At 70.5% G+C, this 14,965-nt stretch carries 16 protein-coding genes; 13 read left to right on the plus strand and 3 right to left on the minus strand.

The window, feature by feature from the left end; translation table 11 throughout:
* Positions 1-85: 85 nt before the first annotated feature.
* The 5 genes from BLW00_RS15920 to BLW00_RS15940 all read left to right on the plus strand — a co-directional run bounded on the left by BLW00_RS15920 (position 86) and on the right by BLW00_RS15940 (position 3,107).
* Positions 86-580: a YceD family protein gene (locus BLW00_RS15920; protein WP_092556188.1), complete on the plus strand. Its 495-nt coding sequence runs from the start codon at positions 86-88 to the stop codon at positions 578-580.
* A gap of 68 nt (positions 581-648) precedes the next feature.
* Complete coding sequence (gene rpmF, locus BLW00_RS15925; protein ID WP_085019985.1) at positions 649-852, plus strand: 50S ribosomal protein L32; 204 nt, start codon at positions 649-651, stop codon at positions 850-852.
* 23 nt (positions 853-875) lie between these two features.
* Positions 876-1,595: a ribonuclease III gene (gene rnc / locus BLW00_RS15930; RefSeq protein WP_245741622.1), complete on the plus strand. Its 720-nt coding sequence runs from the start codon at positions 876-878 to the stop codon at positions 1,593-1,595.
* 9 nt (positions 1,596-1,604) lie between these two features.
* Positions 1,605-2,570: a bifunctional DNA-formamidopyrimidine glycosylase/DNA-(apurinic or apyrimidinic site) lyase gene (mutM, locus tag BLW00_RS15935; RefSeq protein ID WP_092555880.1), complete on the plus strand. Its 966-nt coding sequence runs from the start codon at positions 1,605-1,607 to the stop codon at positions 2,568-2,570.
* A 9-nt stretch (positions 2,571-2,579) separates the two neighbouring features.
* Positions 2,580-3,107: a DNA alkylation repair protein gene (locus BLW00_RS15940; RefSeq protein WP_092555882.1), complete on the plus strand. Its 528-nt coding sequence runs from the start codon at positions 2,580-2,582 to the stop codon at positions 3,105-3,107.
* A 145-nt stretch (positions 3,108-3,252) separates the two neighbouring features.
* Here BLW00_RS15940 and BLW00_RS15945 read toward each other — a convergent pair whose 3' ends face one another.
* On the minus strand, positions 3,253-3,957 hold the full coding sequence (locus tag BLW00_RS15945) for a YoaK family protein (protein WP_245741623.1): 705 nt from the start codon (positions 3,955-3,957) through the stop codon (positions 3,253-3,255).
* A 192-nt stretch (positions 3,958-4,149) separates the two neighbouring features.
* Here BLW00_RS15945 and BLW00_RS15950 point away from each other — a divergent pair, with 192 nt between their 5' ends.
* From BLW00_RS15950 to BLW00_RS15970, 5 genes are all read left to right on the plus strand, one after another.
* Positions 4,150-5,286 carry an acetamidase/formamidase family protein gene (locus tag BLW00_RS15950; RefSeq protein WP_092556194.1) on the plus strand — a complete coding sequence of 379 codons (1,137 nt, stop codon included), beginning with the start codon at positions 4,150-4,152 and terminating at the stop codon, positions 5,284-5,286.
* Positions 5,279-7,087, plus strand: a complete 1,809-nt coding sequence (locus tag BLW00_RS15955; RefSeq protein ID WP_245741624.1) for an AtzH-like domain-containing protein — start codon at positions 5,279-5,281, stop codon at positions 7,085-7,087. The genes BLW00_RS15950 and BLW00_RS15955 overlap by 8 nt, the downstream gene beginning before the upstream one ends.
* Before the next feature lie 140 nt (positions 7,088-7,227).
* Positions 7,228-8,412, plus strand: coding sequence for a pyridoxal-phosphate-dependent aminotransferase family protein (locus BLW00_RS15960; RefSeq protein ID WP_092555886.1), 1,185 nt, complete (start codon positions 7,228-7,230; stop codon positions 8,410-8,412).
* On the plus strand, positions 8,409-9,689 hold the full coding sequence (locus tag BLW00_RS15965; protein WP_092555888.1) for an allantoate amidohydrolase: 1,281 nt from the start codon (positions 8,409-8,411) through the stop codon (positions 9,687-9,689). The genes BLW00_RS15960 and BLW00_RS15965 overlap by 4 nt, the downstream gene beginning before the upstream one ends.
* Before the next feature lie 3 nt (positions 9,690-9,692).
* Positions 9,693-10,532 (plus strand): MurR/RpiR family transcriptional regulator, encoded by an 840-nt coding sequence (locus BLW00_RS15970; protein ID WP_245741625.1) that lies wholly within the window; start codon positions 9,693-9,695, stop codon positions 10,530-10,532.
* Here the strand turns inward: BLW00_RS15970 and BLW00_RS15975 are convergent, their stop codons facing one another.
* Both BLW00_RS15975 and BLW00_RS15980 read right to left on the minus strand, forming a co-directional pair.
* Positions 10,533-11,183 carry an NADPH-dependent F420 reductase gene (locus tag BLW00_RS15975; RefSeq protein ID WP_092555889.1) on the minus strand — a complete coding sequence of 217 codons (651 nt, stop codon included), beginning with the start codon at positions 11,181-11,183 and terminating at the stop codon, positions 10,533-10,535. It lies immediately after the preceding gene.
* 64 nt (positions 11,184-11,247) lie between these two features.
* Positions 11,248-12,033, minus strand: a complete 786-nt coding sequence (locus BLW00_RS15980; protein ID WP_139256743.1) for a nucleotidyltransferase family protein — start codon at positions 12,031-12,033, stop codon at positions 11,248-11,250.
* A gap of 23 nt (positions 12,034-12,056) precedes the next feature.
* On the opposite strand from BLW00_RS15980, the gene uraD reads away from it, so the two are divergent.
* The 3 genes from uraD (at position 12,057) to BLW00_RS15995 (ending at position 14,640) form a co-directional block, all read left to right on the plus strand.
* Positions 12,057-12,554 (plus strand): 2-oxo-4-hydroxy-4-carboxy-5-ureidoimidazoline decarboxylase, encoded by a 498-nt coding sequence (gene uraD, locus BLW00_RS15985; RefSeq protein WP_092555890.1) that lies wholly within the window; start codon positions 12,057-12,059, stop codon positions 12,552-12,554.
* Between the two features lie 128 nt (positions 12,555-12,682).
* Positions 12,683-13,042 (plus strand): hydroxyisourate hydrolase, encoded by a 360-nt coding sequence (uraH, locus tag BLW00_RS15990; RefSeq protein WP_092555891.1) that lies wholly within the window; start codon positions 12,683-12,685, stop codon positions 13,040-13,042.
* Between the two features lie 80 nt (positions 13,043-13,122).
* A complete protein-coding gene (locus tag BLW00_RS15995) occupies positions 13,123-14,640 on the plus strand; it encodes an HNH endonuclease signature motif containing protein (RefSeq protein ID WP_092555892.1) in 1,518 nt (505 codons plus the stop codon).
* Positions 14,641-14,965 lie beyond the last annotated feature (325 nt).

Raw genomic sequence — 14,965 nt, forward strand, 5'->3', positions numbered from 1 at the left:
TCGACGGTAGAATCTCTCGGTGAGCACATTCAAGAAGACCCCTTACACGGTCAACGTGCGCGATCTCATCCACAAGCCCGGCGAGATGAGAGAGCACACGCTCGACATCCCCGTCACCGAGAAGCTGGGCGAGGGCCTCGTGGCCGTCGAAACCGGCGAAACCCTGCACGTCGACCTCCGTCTGGAGTCGGTGCACGAAGGCATCCTGGTCAGTGCGGAGGTCACTTCAGAGGCTGCCGGGGAGTGCGGGCGCTGCCTCCGCGACATCCGCATTCCGCTTGAACTCGAATTCCAGGAGCTTTTCGCGTATTCTTCTGACGAAGCTTTTGATTACGAGGTTCACGACGACCATGTCGATCTCGAACCTCTGATCAGGGACTCGGTGGTGCTGGCACTGCCGTTCCAGCCGGTTTGCACGCCGGATTGCCCAGGCCTCGACCCGGTGACGGGCGAGCGACTGGCCGATCATGCGGCGGCCCCAGCACCCGAGGTGATCGATCCGCGATGGTCGGCGCTCGCCGGTCTGCGTGGTTCAGATACAGTGGCAGCTTCCCGAGACACGGACACCGACGACAACTAGTCACGGGGTCTTGACCGCCGGTCACGGTGTCATCAACACGGTGCCGACAGAGTAGAAGAGAGAAAACAATGGCTGTTCCGAAGCGGAAGAAGTCACGTTCCAACACGCACGCGCGTCGTTCGCAGTGGAAGGCCGAGGTCCCCACGCTCGTCAAGACCGTCGAGAACGGCAAGACGACCTACAGCCTCCCGCACCGCGCGAAGGTTGTCGAAGACTCCGCCGGCACTCCGCTGTTCCTGGAGTACAAGGGCCGCAAGGTCGCCGACGTTTAGCAGTCAGCTGAAGGGTGCGATTCGTGTCTTCTGAAATCGAGGAGACCGGGTCGCACCTTTTGGCGACCCTGCAGATCGAGCTCGACCCCGCGTTGCTCGATCTGGCACTGACCCACCGCTCGTACTCCTACGAGCACGGTGGCATCCCCACGAACGAGCGCCTCGAGTTCCTCGGTGACTCGATCCTGGGGCAGGCCGTCACGGTCATGCTGTACACCACCTTCACCGACCTCGACGAGGGGGCGCTCGCGAAGCGGCGGGCCTCCCTGGTGAGCACGGTCGCCCTCGCCGAGATCGCCCGCGCCATCGGGCTGGGCGAGTACATCAAGCTCGGCCGGGGCGAAGAGCTCACCGGCGGGCGCGACAAGGCGTCGATCCTCGCCGACACGGTCGAGGCCATCATCGGGGCGACCTACCTCGACCAGGGTCCGGATGTCGCGACCGCGCTCGTGCTGCGCCTCGTCGCCCCCCTGGCCAACGATCCGTTGCGGTTCGGGGTGTCGATGGACCCGAAGACCTCGCTGCAGGAGCTCGCCAACCGACTCGGTCTGGAGGTGCCGGTGTACGTGCTCGAAGAGAGCGGTCCCGACCACCAGAAGACCTTCGTGGCGACGGTGACCATCGCCGGCCCCACACCGGTCGTGGCGACCGGCACCGGGTCGAGCAAGAAGCAGGCCGAGTCGGGAGCCGCGGCCGCCGCGTTCGCGCTGCTCGGCGCATCCGCCGGTGCGGATCAGGCCTAGGAGACACCCGTGCCCGAGCTGCCCGAGGTGGAAGTCGTTCGCGCGGGCCTCGAGCCGGCCGTCACCGGGGCCCTGATCACCGGGGTCGAGGTGTTCGACGAGCGCTCGCTCAAGCGGCACAGCCCGCTCGAGGGCCCCTTCGACGGGCTGCTCGAAGGGCGGCGGATGCTCGCCGCCGGACGGCGGGGCAAGTTCCTCTGGTTCCCGCTGTCGGATCGCGGCGGGGCGCCCGCGCAGGCACTCGTCACCCACCTCGGCATGAGCGGGCAGGTGCTGCTGCGCACGCCCGGTGTCGAAGAAGACGGTCTGCTGCGCATCCGGCTGCACATCGAGCATCCGGAGCGCGGCGAGTTCTGGGTGAATTTCGTCGACCAGCGCATCTTCGGCTCGATGGCCGTCGACCGGCTCCTCCCCACGTCCGACGGCCATGACGGGGGCTACTTCGGCTTCGCCGCACAACTCGGGCTGGAACCACACGGAGAGGCCTGGCGCGCCTCCGTTCCCGCGCAGGTGGCCCACATCGCGCGCGATCCGCTCGACCCGGCCTTCGACGACAGTGCGTTCTTCGCGGCCCTCGCACGCAAGAAGACCGGCATCAAGCGCGCGCTGCTCGACCAGACGCTGATCAGCGGCGTCGGCAACATCTACGCCGACGAGTCGCTCTGGGCGGCGCGCGTGCACTACGAGTACCCGAGCGACAAGCTCTCGCGGCCACGGGCCCGCGAGTTGCTCACCGAGGTGCGGATCGTGCTCGAGAAGGCACTGGCCGAGGGCGGCACCAGCTTCGACGCGCAGTACGTCAACGTGAACGGCGTGTCCGGATACTTCGCCCACAGCCTGAACGCCTACGGGCGTGAGGGCCAGCCGTGCCCGCGCTGCGGCACGCCCATCACGCGCGAGCAGTTCATGAACCGCTCGTCGTACTTCTGCCCGCGCGACCAGCGCCCCTACCGCCCGCGTGCGCCCCGAACCTAGGCTGGGCGCATGGAGCTCACCGCCGCGGCCTTCCTTTCGGAGCTCGACGCGCGTCGGTCGGATGCGGAGCTCGCCAAGTACGAGCGCTACTTCCCGCTGGCCGAACGCGGCGACGACGTGTTCATCGGCGTGCGGATGGGCGAGATCTTCGCGCTCGCCAAGGAGCGTACGGCCCTGCCGCTCGACGAGATCGAGGTGCTGCTCGAGAGCCCGGTGCACGAGGCCCGCGTCGCGGCCGTGAGCGTGATGGACTTCCAGGCACGGGCTCGCAGCACGACTCCGTCGCGGCGGCACGAGTTGTTCGAGCTGTATCTGCGCCGGCACGACCGCATCGACACCTGGGACCTCGTCGACCGCAGCGCCATCCATGTGCTGGGCGACTACCTGGTCGACCACCCGCGCGACGTTCTGGACGAGCTCGCGCGCTCGGCGCATCCGACTCATTCCGGCTGGCGCGGATGCTCGTCGACGACCCCGCCGACGTGGTGCAGAAGGCGGTGGGCTGGGTGGTGCGCACGGCCGGAGGCCCGGGGCTGATCGAGTTCCTCAACGCGCCCACTACCTGTCCCTCGCGAAGTCCTCGCGCCACTGAGCCCGCGCTCACTCGTCCCTAATCGGCCCAAATCCGGAGTTTTTGCCCGCTTCGGGACGAGTGGGAGCGGCTTGGGGGCGCGGGGGAGTTCTACTTTGCGGGGGCGGGAGGCGTGTGCTTCGCGTGGGCGGCGAGGTGGCCGATCAGGGCCGCCACCAGGGTGACGAGGGCGGCGGCGGCGACACCCCAGCCGATGTGCAGGCTCAGCAGCAGGGCGCCCACACCGGCGCCGGCCGCGATGAGCACGATCGCGGCCGCGCGACGGAACCAGGGCTGGCCCTTGCCTCCGGCGAGGCGTGAGTCGGCGGCGAATCCGGTGATCGTGGATGTGACGACGACGGTCGTGACGTCTTTCACCGCGATGTGCCGCGCCGTGGCGGCCTGGAGCCCCATCGCCCCGGCAAGCAAGACGGTGACCAGCAGCTCCCACGGCTGCGGCGGCTTGCCGTTCAGGATGAACAGCGCGATCGCGAGCCCCGCCATGATGGCGCCGACCACGGCGAAGGTCGCGGTGGTGCGCGTCGTCCATCCGGCCTTGACCGGACGGAGCACGCGGCCGCCGACGACGGCGCCACCCATGAATGCGAACAGTGCCAGCAACGGGCCGACCCAGGGGAGGTCATCGGCCCCCGCGAGTGCCATGCCCAGGATGACGACGTTGCCGGTCATGTTGCCGGCGAAGACCTTGTCGAGCCCGAGGTAGCCCACCGCGTCGACGATGCCGGTGGAGAAGGTGAGCGCGAGCATCAGCGCGAGGTGGAGGTTGTCGCGCTTGGCGCGGAGTCTCTGAAGCACGGTCGTCCTGTCGGTGAAGTGATTCGGGTGTTGATCGTGCACGTTTCGTGTGTGTGAACACCGGTTTCAGCCGTGCAAACAATGCCTTGAACGGTAGCCCGTGCATCCGTCGCGGTGCAAACGGGCGATACTGTCGGGATGATCGCCGGTGAGTCGGATTCGCCTGGGCGCTCGGACGAGAACGGAAGCGACATGTCGATGCTGGCAGCCCTGCAACCCGGCGCGGGAGAGATCCGCGCCACGGAATACCTCGCGGCCAGCCGCCACAACGTGCTCTGGGGGCGCCTGCCCTGCGCCACCGACCGCCCGGTGCTGGAGATCGATCCGGGCACCGACGTGACGATCGACACCATCAGTCACGAGGGCGTTCTCGAAGACCAGGGACGCGATCCGGTGGCCTTCTTCGGTTCGCACGGGGTCTCGCGCGATTTCGTGCTCGAAGACGCCATCGCGCTCGCCGCCTCCGACTACCCCCGCAGCTCGGCCGACGGGCCGCACGTCGTCACCGGACCGATCGCCGTGCGGGGTGCGCGGCCCGGCGACCTCCTCAAGATGACCGTTCTCGACACCACCCCTCGCGTGCCGTACGGCGTCATCTCGAACCGGCACGGCAAAGGCGCCCTGGTGGGCGAGATGCCGCTCGGGCCGGCCGACGTGAGCGTCTTCGCCGAGGTGCAGGATGCGCTGAGCGGCATCCGCTTCGGCACCCTTCCGCTCGTGCCCGGCGGGGAGCGGTCGGTGCGTTTTCCGCTGAACCCGTTCCTCGGCATCATGGGTGTGGCCGTCGCGGGCTCCGAGCGGCCCCATTCGGTGCCGCCGGGTCCGCACGGCGGCAACATCGACATCAACCTGCTCACGGTGGGGTCGTCGCTGTATCTGCCGGTGCAGGTACCGGGGGCGCTCGCCTATGTGGGCGATCCGCATTTCGCGCAAGGCGACGGCGAAGTGGCGCTCACCGCGATGGAGGCGTCGTTGCGGGTGACCGTGCGGTTCGACCTCGTCGACCGGTCGGATGCCCTCGCGAGCTTCGGCGACCTGGCCGGGCCGCTCGCCGAGACGAGCGAGTTCTTGGTGCCGACCGGCATGGACCGCGACCTCGACGTGGCCGTGCAGAACTGCGTGCGCGCGGCGCTCGGTCTGCTGGAGGCACGGTGGGGGATGGATCGCACCCTCGCCTACGCGTATCTCAGCGCGGCCACCGACTTCGACATCTCGCAGGTGGTCGACATCGTGAAGGGGGTGCACGCGCGCATCCGGGTGGCCGACTTCGCGGGCGTGGGCCATGCGTCGGGAGGGCACGCGGGGTCGGGCGGGGTTGCTCGTGGCTGAGCGCGGGCTGCCCGCCGAGGCCGGCGCGGGTGCCCCCGTCGAGGCGCTCCCGGCCGGCGTGACCTCGCTCGACGGGGCCGGCATCCTGTCGTCGGTGGCACTCGACGAGGTGCTCGCGGCGTTCCGCGGGTACGAAGCGGCACTCATGGCGAACGATCTCGACGCGCTCGACCGGTGGTTCGCGCCCGGACCGGCGACCCTGCGGGGCGACGCCTCCGGGCTGCTCGTGGGTCACGACCGCATCAGCGCGTTCCGGAGCCTCCGCGGGGGCGTGCCGCCGCGCACGATCGTCGAGCTGCACCTGCGGGTGCTCGACCCGGCCTCGGTTCTCGTGGTCTCGGTCAGCGCCTTCGCGAAGGGCGGCACCGGGCTGCAGACCCAGCTCTGGCGGCGGAGTCCGGATGCCGCGGGCTGGACGATCGCGGCCGCCCACGTCACCGGCGCGGCGCCCGCCGTGAACGGCGCCGTCTGGCGCGTCGTGGGCGCGCCGCTCCTGCCGCCGCATCCCATGGGCACGAATGATGCCACTTCGGCGCACGAGCGACCATTCGTGTCCGCGCGATCGAGTGAGGGCGTGTTGGCTGGGCTGAGTGTGGCGGTGAAAGACCTGTACGAGGTGGCGGGGTTCGCCGTGGGGGCGGGCGTGCCCGCGTTCCTCGCCGAGGCGACGCTCGCGGCGGCCGACGCGGACGCCGTCGCGGCGCTGCGGGCGGCGGGCGCGTCGGTGCAGGGGATCGCGCAGACCGACGAGTTCGCCTACAGCATCGCCGGGCGCAACGTGCACTACGGAACCCCGCCGAACCCCGCCGTGCCGGGAGCGATTCCCGGTGGCTCGTCGAGCGGTCCGGCGGCGGCGGTCGCGCTCGGGCAGGCCGCCATCGGGTTGTCGACCGACACGGGCGGATCGATCCGGGTGCCGGCCTCGTATCAGGGGCTGTGGGGACTGCGCACGACGCACGGGTCGGTGAGCGCCCGCGGACTGCTGCCGCTCGCCCCCTCGTTCGACACGATCGGCTGGATCACGCGCTCGCCGCAGACCCTCCGCGCCGCCTCGGCGGCGACGTTCGCGGGCGCCCCCGGCCCGACGCCCGTCGGCGGGGGTGGGCCTGGTGACGGGGTGGCTGCCGACGTGGTGGGCGGAGGCGCGCAGGGCAGCACCGCCGACGGCGGGCAGCCGGGGGCGGGAGCGCCGAGCGCGCTCGAACCGCGATACGTCGTCTCGGCCGACCTGGTGTCGAGCTGCGACGACGACGTGCAGGCGGCGTTCGGAGCGCTGGTCGCGCATCCGGTGTTCGGGCAGGTCGAGAGCGTCGACCTGGGCGACCTCGACGACGTGTTCGCCGGCTTCCGGACGGTGCAGGGTGCTGAGGCCTGGCGGAGCCACGGGGAGTGGGTGGCGGCGCATCCGGGTGTGCTCGGAGCCGACATCGCCGAGCGGTTCGACATCGCCTCCCGCATCACGGCTGCCGAGGAGACGGATGCACGGGCGCGACTCGCGGAGGCCCGGGCCCGCTTCGACGCCGTGCTCGCCGGACGCATCCTGCTGCTTCCGTCGGCGTCGTCGCCGGCGCCGGCGCTCGACGCCCCGCCCGAGGTGATCGGCGCGGCCCGGGCGGCGACGTTGCGGATGACCGCCGTCGCGGGAACGGGCGGCTATCCCGCCGTGTCGGCGCCGCTCATGCGCGTGCCGGCTCCGGGAGGGTCTGCGCCCGTGGGGCTCTGCTTCGTCGGCGCGCGGGGTGCTGACCTCGCGCTGCTCGACCTGGCCGCGGGAGTCGCCGAGGTGCTGGCAGGGGAGTGACCCGCGTCGATCTGCTTGCGACCCGTAACACGGCTGAAACGTTCGTTTCGTAGACTGGGATCTGAGAAACAGGTATTTCGCCGACGCCCCGAGGAGCAGCCATTTCCAGCCAGCCGATCAACCCGCCGCCGCGACTGCTCATGGGCCCGGGGCCCATCAACGCCGATCCGCGGGTGTTGCGGGCGATGTCGGCGCAGCTGGTGGGCCAGTACGACCCGGCGATGACGGCCTACATGAACGAGACCATGGCGCTGTACCGCGCGGTGTTCCGCACCGCGAACGAGCAGACGCTGCTCATCGACGGCACGTCTCGCGCCGGCATCGAAGCGGCGATCGTGTCGCTCGTCGCGCCCGGCGACCGCGTGCTGGTGCCGATCTTCGGCCGTTTCGGGCACCTCCTGCGCGAGATCGCCGAGCGGGTGGGCGCCGAGGTGCACGTCATCGAGCGCGAGTGGGGCACGGTGTTCACCGAGGCCGAGATCGAGGCGGCCATCGTCGAGACCCGGCCGAAGCTCCTCGCCGTCGTGCACGGCGACACGAGCACCACGGTGGCGCAACCGCTCGAGGGACTCGGCGAGCTCTGCGAGAAGCACGGCGTCTTGTTCTACACCGACGTCACGGCCTCCCTCGGCGGCAACGCATTCGCGACGGATGCGCTGGGTCTGGACGCAGTGACCGCGGGCCTCCAGAAGTGCCTCGGTGGTCCTTCGGGATCGGCGCCCGCCACCTTCTCGGCGAAGGCGGTCGAGGTGATCAACGGCCGCAAGAGCATCGAGGCGGGTATCGCCGGGAGCGACGCCGAGATCGCGCACACGCGCATCCGCTCGAACTACTTCGATCTCGCGATGATCTTCGACTACTGGGGCGAGAAGCGCCTCAACCATCACACCGAGGCCACCACGATGCTCTACGGGGCTCGGGAGTGCGCGCGACTGCTCGTCGAGGAAGGTCTCGACGCGGCGGTCGAGCGCCACCGGCTGCACGGCGCCGCGATGCTCGCCGGGGTGCACGGTCTGGGGCTCCAGGTGTTCGGCGATCTCGCGGTGAAGATGAACAACGTGGTGGCGGTGGTGATCCCGGATGCGGTGAACGGCGACGCCGTGCGCGGGGAGCTGCTGACGGACTTCGGCATCGAGATCGGCACCTCGTTCGGACCGCTGCACGGCAAGGTCTGGCGCATCGGCACCATGGGCTACAACGCCCGCACGGATGCGGTGCTCACGACCCTCGCCGCCCTCGAGCAGGTGCTCCGCCGCCACGGCGCCCCCGTCGTCGGCGGTGGTGGCGTCGGTGCGGCCTACGACCTCTACGAGGACGCCAAATGACAGACGCCTCCAGCATCCTCGCGCGCTGCGACGAGCTCGCCACACACTCCTCCCTCCCCGACGGCTTGATCGAACGGGTCTACCTCTCGAAGGAGCACGCCGAGGTCAACGCCCTCGCGGCCGAGTGGATGACCGAGGCCGGCATGACCACCTGGCAGGACGCCGCGGGCAACCAGTGCGGCCGCCTCGAGGGTGTCGTGCCGGGGCTTCCGGCTCTGTTGCTCGGCAGCCACCTCGACACGGTGCCCTCGGCCGGACGGTACGACGGCATCCTCGGCGTCTTGACCGCCATCGCGGTCGTGCAGCGCATCCAGGCATCCGGCCGCCGCCTGCCCTTCGCGCTCGAGGTGGTGGCCTTCGCCGACGAGGAGGGCACGCGCTTCGGCCGCGCCCTGCTCGGCAGCCGTGCCCTCGCCGGCACCTGGGACGACGCGTGGTGGGAGCTCCGGGGCGAAGACGGCGTCTCGCTGCGCGATGCCTTCACCGCGTGGGGCCTCGACCCTGCGCGCATCGGAGATGCTGCCCGCCGCCCCGACGAGCTCATCGGCTACCTCGAGGCCCACATCGAGCAGGGACCATACCTCGAAGACGAGAACAAGGCGCTCGGCATCGTCTCCTCGATCGCCGGCGCCCGTCGCTTCCTCGTGACCGTGATCGGCAGAGCCGGGCACTCCGGCACCCCCTACGAGCGGCGTCGCGACGCTCTCGCGGGAGCAGCGGATGCGATCATCGCCATCGAGCGCATCGCCCGCTCGGCCCAGCTCATCGCCACCGTTGGGCACCTCGAGGTGTTTCCGGATGCCGTCAACGTCATCCCGGGCAAGGTCGAGTTCAGCCTCGACCTGCGCGGCGAGTACGACAGCGAACGCGATCGTATCTGGACCGTCATCCAGGACATGCTCTCCGACATCTGCCGTCAGCGCCGCCTTCGCTGGGAGAGTGTTGAGACCCACTCCGCGCCGGCCGCGGTCTGCAGCGCGCGGCTGCGCGGGGTGATCGCCGAGGGCATCCGTTCGACCGGCGACCACCGCCCGATGTCTCTGTTCTCGAAGGCCGGGCACGACGCGATGGCGGTGGCCGAGATCGCGGAGATCGGGATGCTCTTCGTGCGCTGCGAAGGCGGCGTGAGTCACAACCCGGCCGAGCACGTGACCGAAGACGACGTGGCGAAGACCATCGACGCGTTCGAGCGCGCGGTGCTCGCTCTGGCGGATGCGGAGGACGCCCTGACGGCGGAGGCGACGCTCGCCCCGGCTGCGCCGCCGCACGGAGTCTGAGCCATGACCACGGAGATCATGAACATCGGGCAGCGGATCGACCGCTCCTACGGCGAGCTGTCGCCGCAGGAGCAGCGGGCGGCCGACTTCATCCTCGATCACCTCAGCGATCTCGCGGTCTACTCCGGCACCGAACTCGCGCAGCGCAGCGGGGTCTCGAAGGCCACGGTGTCACGACTGTTCCGGCGGCTCGGCTTCGAGAACGCGCAGGAGGTGCGGGAGCACGCGCGGTCGTTGCGGTCGTCGGGCGTTCCGGTGGGCGGGATCGCACCCGGCGCATCCGCCGACCTGTCGGCCCACCTCGTGCGCGAGGTGGAGAACCTGCGGCGCTGTCTCGACGCTCTCGGGCCGGAGCGCCTCGAACAGACGACCTCGCTGCTCGTGCGCAGCCGCTCGGTGACCGTCGTGGGGTTGCGCAACAGCTACGCGCTCGCGCTGCACCTGCGTGAGCAGTTGGCGCAGTCGCGCGCCGGGGTGCACCTGGCACCGCAGCCCGGGCAGACGCTCGCCGAGGAATTCGCCGACCGGGATGCGCGAGACGCCGTCGTGTTGTTCGGATTCCGGCGGCGTCCGGCCGGCTTCGGCGCCCTCATCGCGGGGGTGGCGGCGCGAGGGGTGCCGGTGATCCTGATCGGCGACGCGTCGGCGCGGCGGTATGCGGAGTTCGCGGCCGTGTGGTTGGAGTGCCCGATCGACAGCGTGTCGGCGCTCGACAGCTACGCGAGCGCGATGAGCCTCGTCAACGTGCTCGCCAGCAACGCCCTGGCCGCCCGCACCCGCGAGAGCCGAACGCGCATCGCGGCGATCAACGGGTTGCTGGACGGGCTGGGGGAGCTGGAGTAGCTATCGCGTGGCTTGCGCGAGCTTCTCGCGCGCCTCATCCGCGGTCATGCGGGTGACGTAGGCGGGCGTATCACGCTGGTAGCGCCAGCCCTCCGCGAGGGGACCGGCGTCGACGGCGTCGAAGCCGAACTCGTCGAGGAGGGCGGTCACGGTGGCTTTCGCCGCGTCGTCGTCGCCCGCGATCGGCAGGGCGCGGCGGCCGGGAGTGCCGGCGGGCGAGCCGTCGACGGTGAGGTCGGCGGCCATGATGTTGTTGAAGGCCTTGACCACTTTCGCGCCGGGCAGGTGTGCCTGGAGCAGCTCGGAGACGGTCGTGGTCTGCTCCTCGAGCGGGGTGATGCGGCCGTCGCGTTCCCAGTAGTAGTTGTTCGTGTCGATCACGATCGTGCCGGCCAGGGGCGCGGCGGGCACGTCGAGGTAGTTCTTGAAGGGCACGGTTACGACCACGAGATCACCCGCGGCGGCGGCTTGCTGCGAGGTCGCAGCGGTGGCCTGCGGACCGAGCTCCTCGACGAGCTCGGTGAGGGTCTCCGGTCCGCGCGAGTTGCTGAGCACGACCGAGTAGCCGTGTGCCACGGCGAGGCGGGCGAGCTGGCTGCCGATGTGGCCGGCGCCGATGAATCCGATGGTGGTGAGTCCGGTTGCTGTCATGTCGCAATTCAACGCCTGACGGCGGTTCGGACTTCCCGATTCCCGGGGAAGTCGCGGGGGAGCATCAGCCCGCGCGGAGGGGCGGCGCATCCACGTCGTCTCCACCGCCGAGATCCGTGCAGTCGACGGCTTCGGCCCCGTTGGCCCGGAGGTAGGGGCGCGCACCGACGTCGCCGTGGAGCGTCGCGCGGAGGGCGTCCAGGTGGGCGGCGCCGATGACCACCGGATGTCCGGGGCGTCCCGCGTAGAACGCCTGTCGCAGGGAGGTCTCCGTGGCTCCGGTGGCCAGGCGGCGGATCGCCTCGGGGCGCAGCTCGGGCAGGTCGACGAGGGTGACGACCGCGAAGCGGGCGGCGGTGCTCGCTTCGCCGGCATTCCGGACGTCGGCGAGACCGGCGCGCAATGAGGCGCCGATGCCTTCGAGCCAATCCGCGACCTCGACGATGCGGATGTCGCCGGGCGGAGGGGACGAATCGGGTGGGTCGGATGCGGTGGGTGGGTCGGCCTGGTCGGGTGGGGTGGGTGCGGTGGGTGTGTCGGATGAGCTGGGTGCGTCGGCCGGGTTGCCGGAACGGGCATCCGTGCCGGTGCCGGCGCCGCTCGAGCGGCTGGGCGTCGAGGCCGCCAGCAGCGCCCGGGCGCGTGCCGCTTCGGCGCCGAGCACGACGACGACATCGGCGCATCCGCCCTCCCGCAGCACGCGCACGCCGCGCACCAGCCACGGTTCGCCGTCGTCGCCGACCACGAGAGCTTTGGGCCGCCCCATCCGCCGCCCGGCGCCGGCCGCGAGCAGCACACCCACCGCTCCGGGCAGCGCCGGCGAGCTCGGGGGATCGGCAGGGCTCGTCACCTCCTCATCGTAAGCTGGACGACATGGCCGACTCCTCCGCTGCCGTCATCGATTCCGCCGAGCTCCGCGAGGCCCTGCATTCGTGTCTCGGTGTCGAGCGGTTCGTCGCCGAGGTCGCCGGCGGGGCGCCGTACGCGACGCCGGCCGAGTTGCTGGCGACCGCGGATCGGGTGGCGGCGTCACTCACGCCCGACGAAGTCGATGCGGCCCTCGCGCACCATCCGCGGATCGGCGAACGCGCCCAGGGCGACGGGCGGTCGCAGCGGTTCAGCCGGGGCGAGCAGGCCGCGGCCGAGGCATCCGACGCCGACCTGGCCGATGCGATCGCCGCCGGCAACACGGCCTACGAGGAGCGGTTCGACCGGGTGTTCCTGATCCGGGCCGCCGGGCGGTCGCGGGCCGAGATCCTCGCCGAGCTCACGCGCCGTCTCGAACTCGACGACGCCACCGAGGCGGCGACCGTCGCCTCCGAATTGCACGACATCACGATGCTCCGGCTACGGTCGTTGTATCCGGTCTGACGCCCGCTCGGCTCTGCGTGGCAGTCCGCGCCGAGAGCTATGTCATCCGCTCTCTCCACCCTGTTCACCGACCTCCGCCTCGTTCCCACCGACCTCCGCCTCTGCTCAACGACCTCGACAGGAGCACCATGACCACCGCGAACGACACCGAACGCAGCCACGTCACCACCCATGTGCTCGACTCGACCATCGGTCTCCCGGCCGCCGGGGTGCCGGTGATCCTCGAGCACGACGATGTCGGCAACTGGGTGATGATCGGATCGGCCGAGACGGACGCCGACGGCCGCGCCAGCCGGCTCGGCCCGGTCGCGCTGCCTGTCGGCCGCTATCGCGTGACGTTCGACACGGCCACCTACTTCGCCGAGCAGGAGGTGCGCGCCTTCTATCCGGAGGTGCAGATCGTCTTCGAGCTGTCCGACGCGGCGGCGCACTACCATGTGCCGTTGCTGCTGAGCCCGTTCGCGTACTCGACCTATCGGGGGAGTTGACCCCGATTCGCGGGGTTGAAAGCAGGCCCGCCCGTGTGATTAGGCGAGCATTTCTCGCCTTGTCTTGGTAGAATGAAGGCATGCCAATCGCACCTCGACTCGACTCGGTGTTCGCCGATCTCGGTGTCGATCTCGGTGCCGTTCTGAGTGCCGATCCGGGTGGTCTTTCGGATGCGGGTCTGCTCGCTGAGGTGGCGGGGTTGGAGCGGCTGGGTCGGCTGGTGGATGCGGCTCGGGTGCGGTTCGCGGGTGAAGTGGGGGCTCGGTCACGGCCGGAGTTGGGTGATGAGGGGTTGAGCCGGTCGCAGAACTTCACCAGCCCGGCGAAGCTCGTGTCGGCGGTGGCCGGGGTGTCGGTGGCCGAGAGCCAGAAGCGTCTCGCGCTCGGGCAGCGCCTGCGGGGCGCGCTGCAGCTCGGTGGCGTGCAGGGGCCGGAGCCGTTTCCTCGCGTGTCCGAGGGGTTGAATCGTGGGGTGCTCGCCGTCGAGGCCGCGGTGGTGATCACGAAGCAGTGCGCGCACCTGATCGGGCGGGGTCTGCCCGCTGACGCGGTCGCCGAGGCCGAGCAGAGTCTGGTCGAGGAGACCGTGACGTGGGGTCTGACACCGGATCAGACGGCGGCGCTCGCTGTCCGGTTGCGGGAGCTCCTCGACCCGGATGGTGCGGCGCCGCGTGATGAGGTGCTTCAGCAGCAGCGGTCGTTGACGTTCTCCCGGTCGGCGGATGGGATGGTTCGGGGCCGGTTCGCGCTCACCCCGGAGCAGGCCGGGGTGTGGTGCTCCAGCATCGAGGCGCTGCAGAGTCCGCGTATCACCCGCCCCGGTTCTTCTGGCACGTGCGCCTCCGGTTCCGATCCGGACCGGTCGGGTGCCGCAGGGTCGGGTGTCGCCACGCCGGATGCTGTGGGGCCGGAGGGGGCGGATGCGCGTGTCACCGGTCCGCGGTTCGTGTCCGAAGACGAGTACGTCACGCAGACCATCACCGCCGATGACCGCACCCCGGCGCAGAAGAACGTCGACACCGTCACCGAACTCATCGCCCGCGCCGCGGCCGCGCCCGACATGCCCCACCTCAACGGCTCGACCACCACCGTGAACGTGCACGTCACCCTCGCCGACCTGGAAGCCGGGCGCGGGGTGGGCTGGATCGACGGCATCGAAGAGCCCGTTCCGGTGGCCGCCATCGAGCAGCTCCGCTGCCACGCCCCGGTCGTGACCACCGTGCTCGGCGACCGCGGCGAGGTCTTGCACCTCGGCAAGACCCGCCGATTGTTCAGCCCCGCCCAGAACCGGGCCCTCGCCGCCCGCGACGGCGGCTGCGTCTGGCACGGCTGCGACCGGCCGCCCGCCTGGTGCGAAACCCACCACGTCACCGAGTGGGCATCACCCGATCACCTACCGGGGCGCACCGACATCGACAACGGAGTGCTGCTGTGTCACTTCCACCACAGCCACCTCCACAAATCGGCCTGGAAGCTCATCATGCACGCCGGTGTTCCCCACCTCGTGCCACCCCGCTGGCGCGACCCCGAGCAAACCCCCATTCCCACGACCCGCCGCCGCACCACCCTGCCCCCACGACACCACACCGCCGCCTGACCCACACCCACAACCCCGGCGGCATGCTCCCGCCCCGAGAGCGCGCACGCGCGAACCAGGCTCGCCGCCCGGAGACCATGCCGCCGCGCCTTCGATCTCGGCTTGACCGGCTGAGGATGGAGCGGTGGCAACCGCTGCCCGGGTGGTGAGCATGGCTCCACTGCACCGGCCACCGGTTGGGCGGGTGCGAGCCATCACGATGCTGCGGCCGGCCTTGGGGCGGCAGGCTGTTCCGACACATCGGCCGGGCATGGGACAGATGCATGCCATCCCGCGACGTGGTGGGATGGGGTTCGGTCAGTGCGCGAGACTGGTCGGGATGGGC

It is taken from the genome of Herbiconiux ginsengi, assembly GCF_900107435.1.
Lineage (GTDB): Bacteria > Actinomycetota > Actinomycetes > Actinomycetales > Microbacteriaceae > Herbiconiux > Herbiconiux ginsengi.

Excerpts from the sequence above, each read along its gene's own strand:
- rpmF (WP_085019985.1), top strand. The coding sequence starts at position 649 with ATGGCTGTTCCGAAGCGGAAGAAGTCACGTTCCAACACGCACGCGCGT.
- BLW00_RS15965 (WP_092555888.1), top strand. The coding sequence starts at position 8,409 with ATGACAGACGCCTCCAGCATCCTCGCGCGCTGCGACGAGCTCGCCACA.
- uraD (WP_092555890.1), top strand. The coding sequence starts at position 12,057 with ATGGCCGACTCCTCCGCTGCCGTCATCGATTCCGCCGAGCTCCGCGAG.
- BLW00_RS15940 (WP_092555882.1), top strand. The coding sequence starts at position 2,580 with ATGGAGCTCACCGCCGCGGCCTTCCTTTCGGAGCTCGACGCGCGTCGG.
- BLW00_RS15960 (WP_092555886.1), top strand. The coding sequence starts at position 7,228 with ATGGGCCCGGGGCCCATCAACGCCGATCCGCGGGTGTTGCGGGCGATG.
- BLW00_RS15975 (WP_092555889.1), bottom strand. The coding sequence starts at position 11,183 with ATGACAGCAACCGGACTCACCACCATCGGATTCATCGGCGCCGGCCAC.
- BLW00_RS15950 (WP_092556194.1), top strand. The coding sequence starts at position 4,150 with ATGTCGATGCTGGCAGCCCTGCAACCCGGCGCGGGAGAGATCCGCGCC.
- BLW00_RS15970 (WP_245741625.1), top strand. The coding sequence starts at position 9,693 with ATGACCACGGAGATCATGAACATCGGGCAGCGGATCGACCGCTCCTAC.
- uraH (WP_092555891.1), top strand. The coding sequence starts at position 12,683 with ATGACCACCGCGAACGACACCGAACGCAGCCACGTCACCACCCATGTG.
- BLW00_RS15920 (WP_092556188.1), top strand. The coding sequence starts at position 86 with ATGAGAGAGCACACGCTCGACATCCCCGTCACCGAGAAGCTGGGCGAG.
- BLW00_RS15995 (WP_092555892.1), top strand. The coding sequence starts at position 13,123 with ATGCCAATCGCACCTCGACTCGACTCGGTGTTCGCCGATCTCGGTGTC.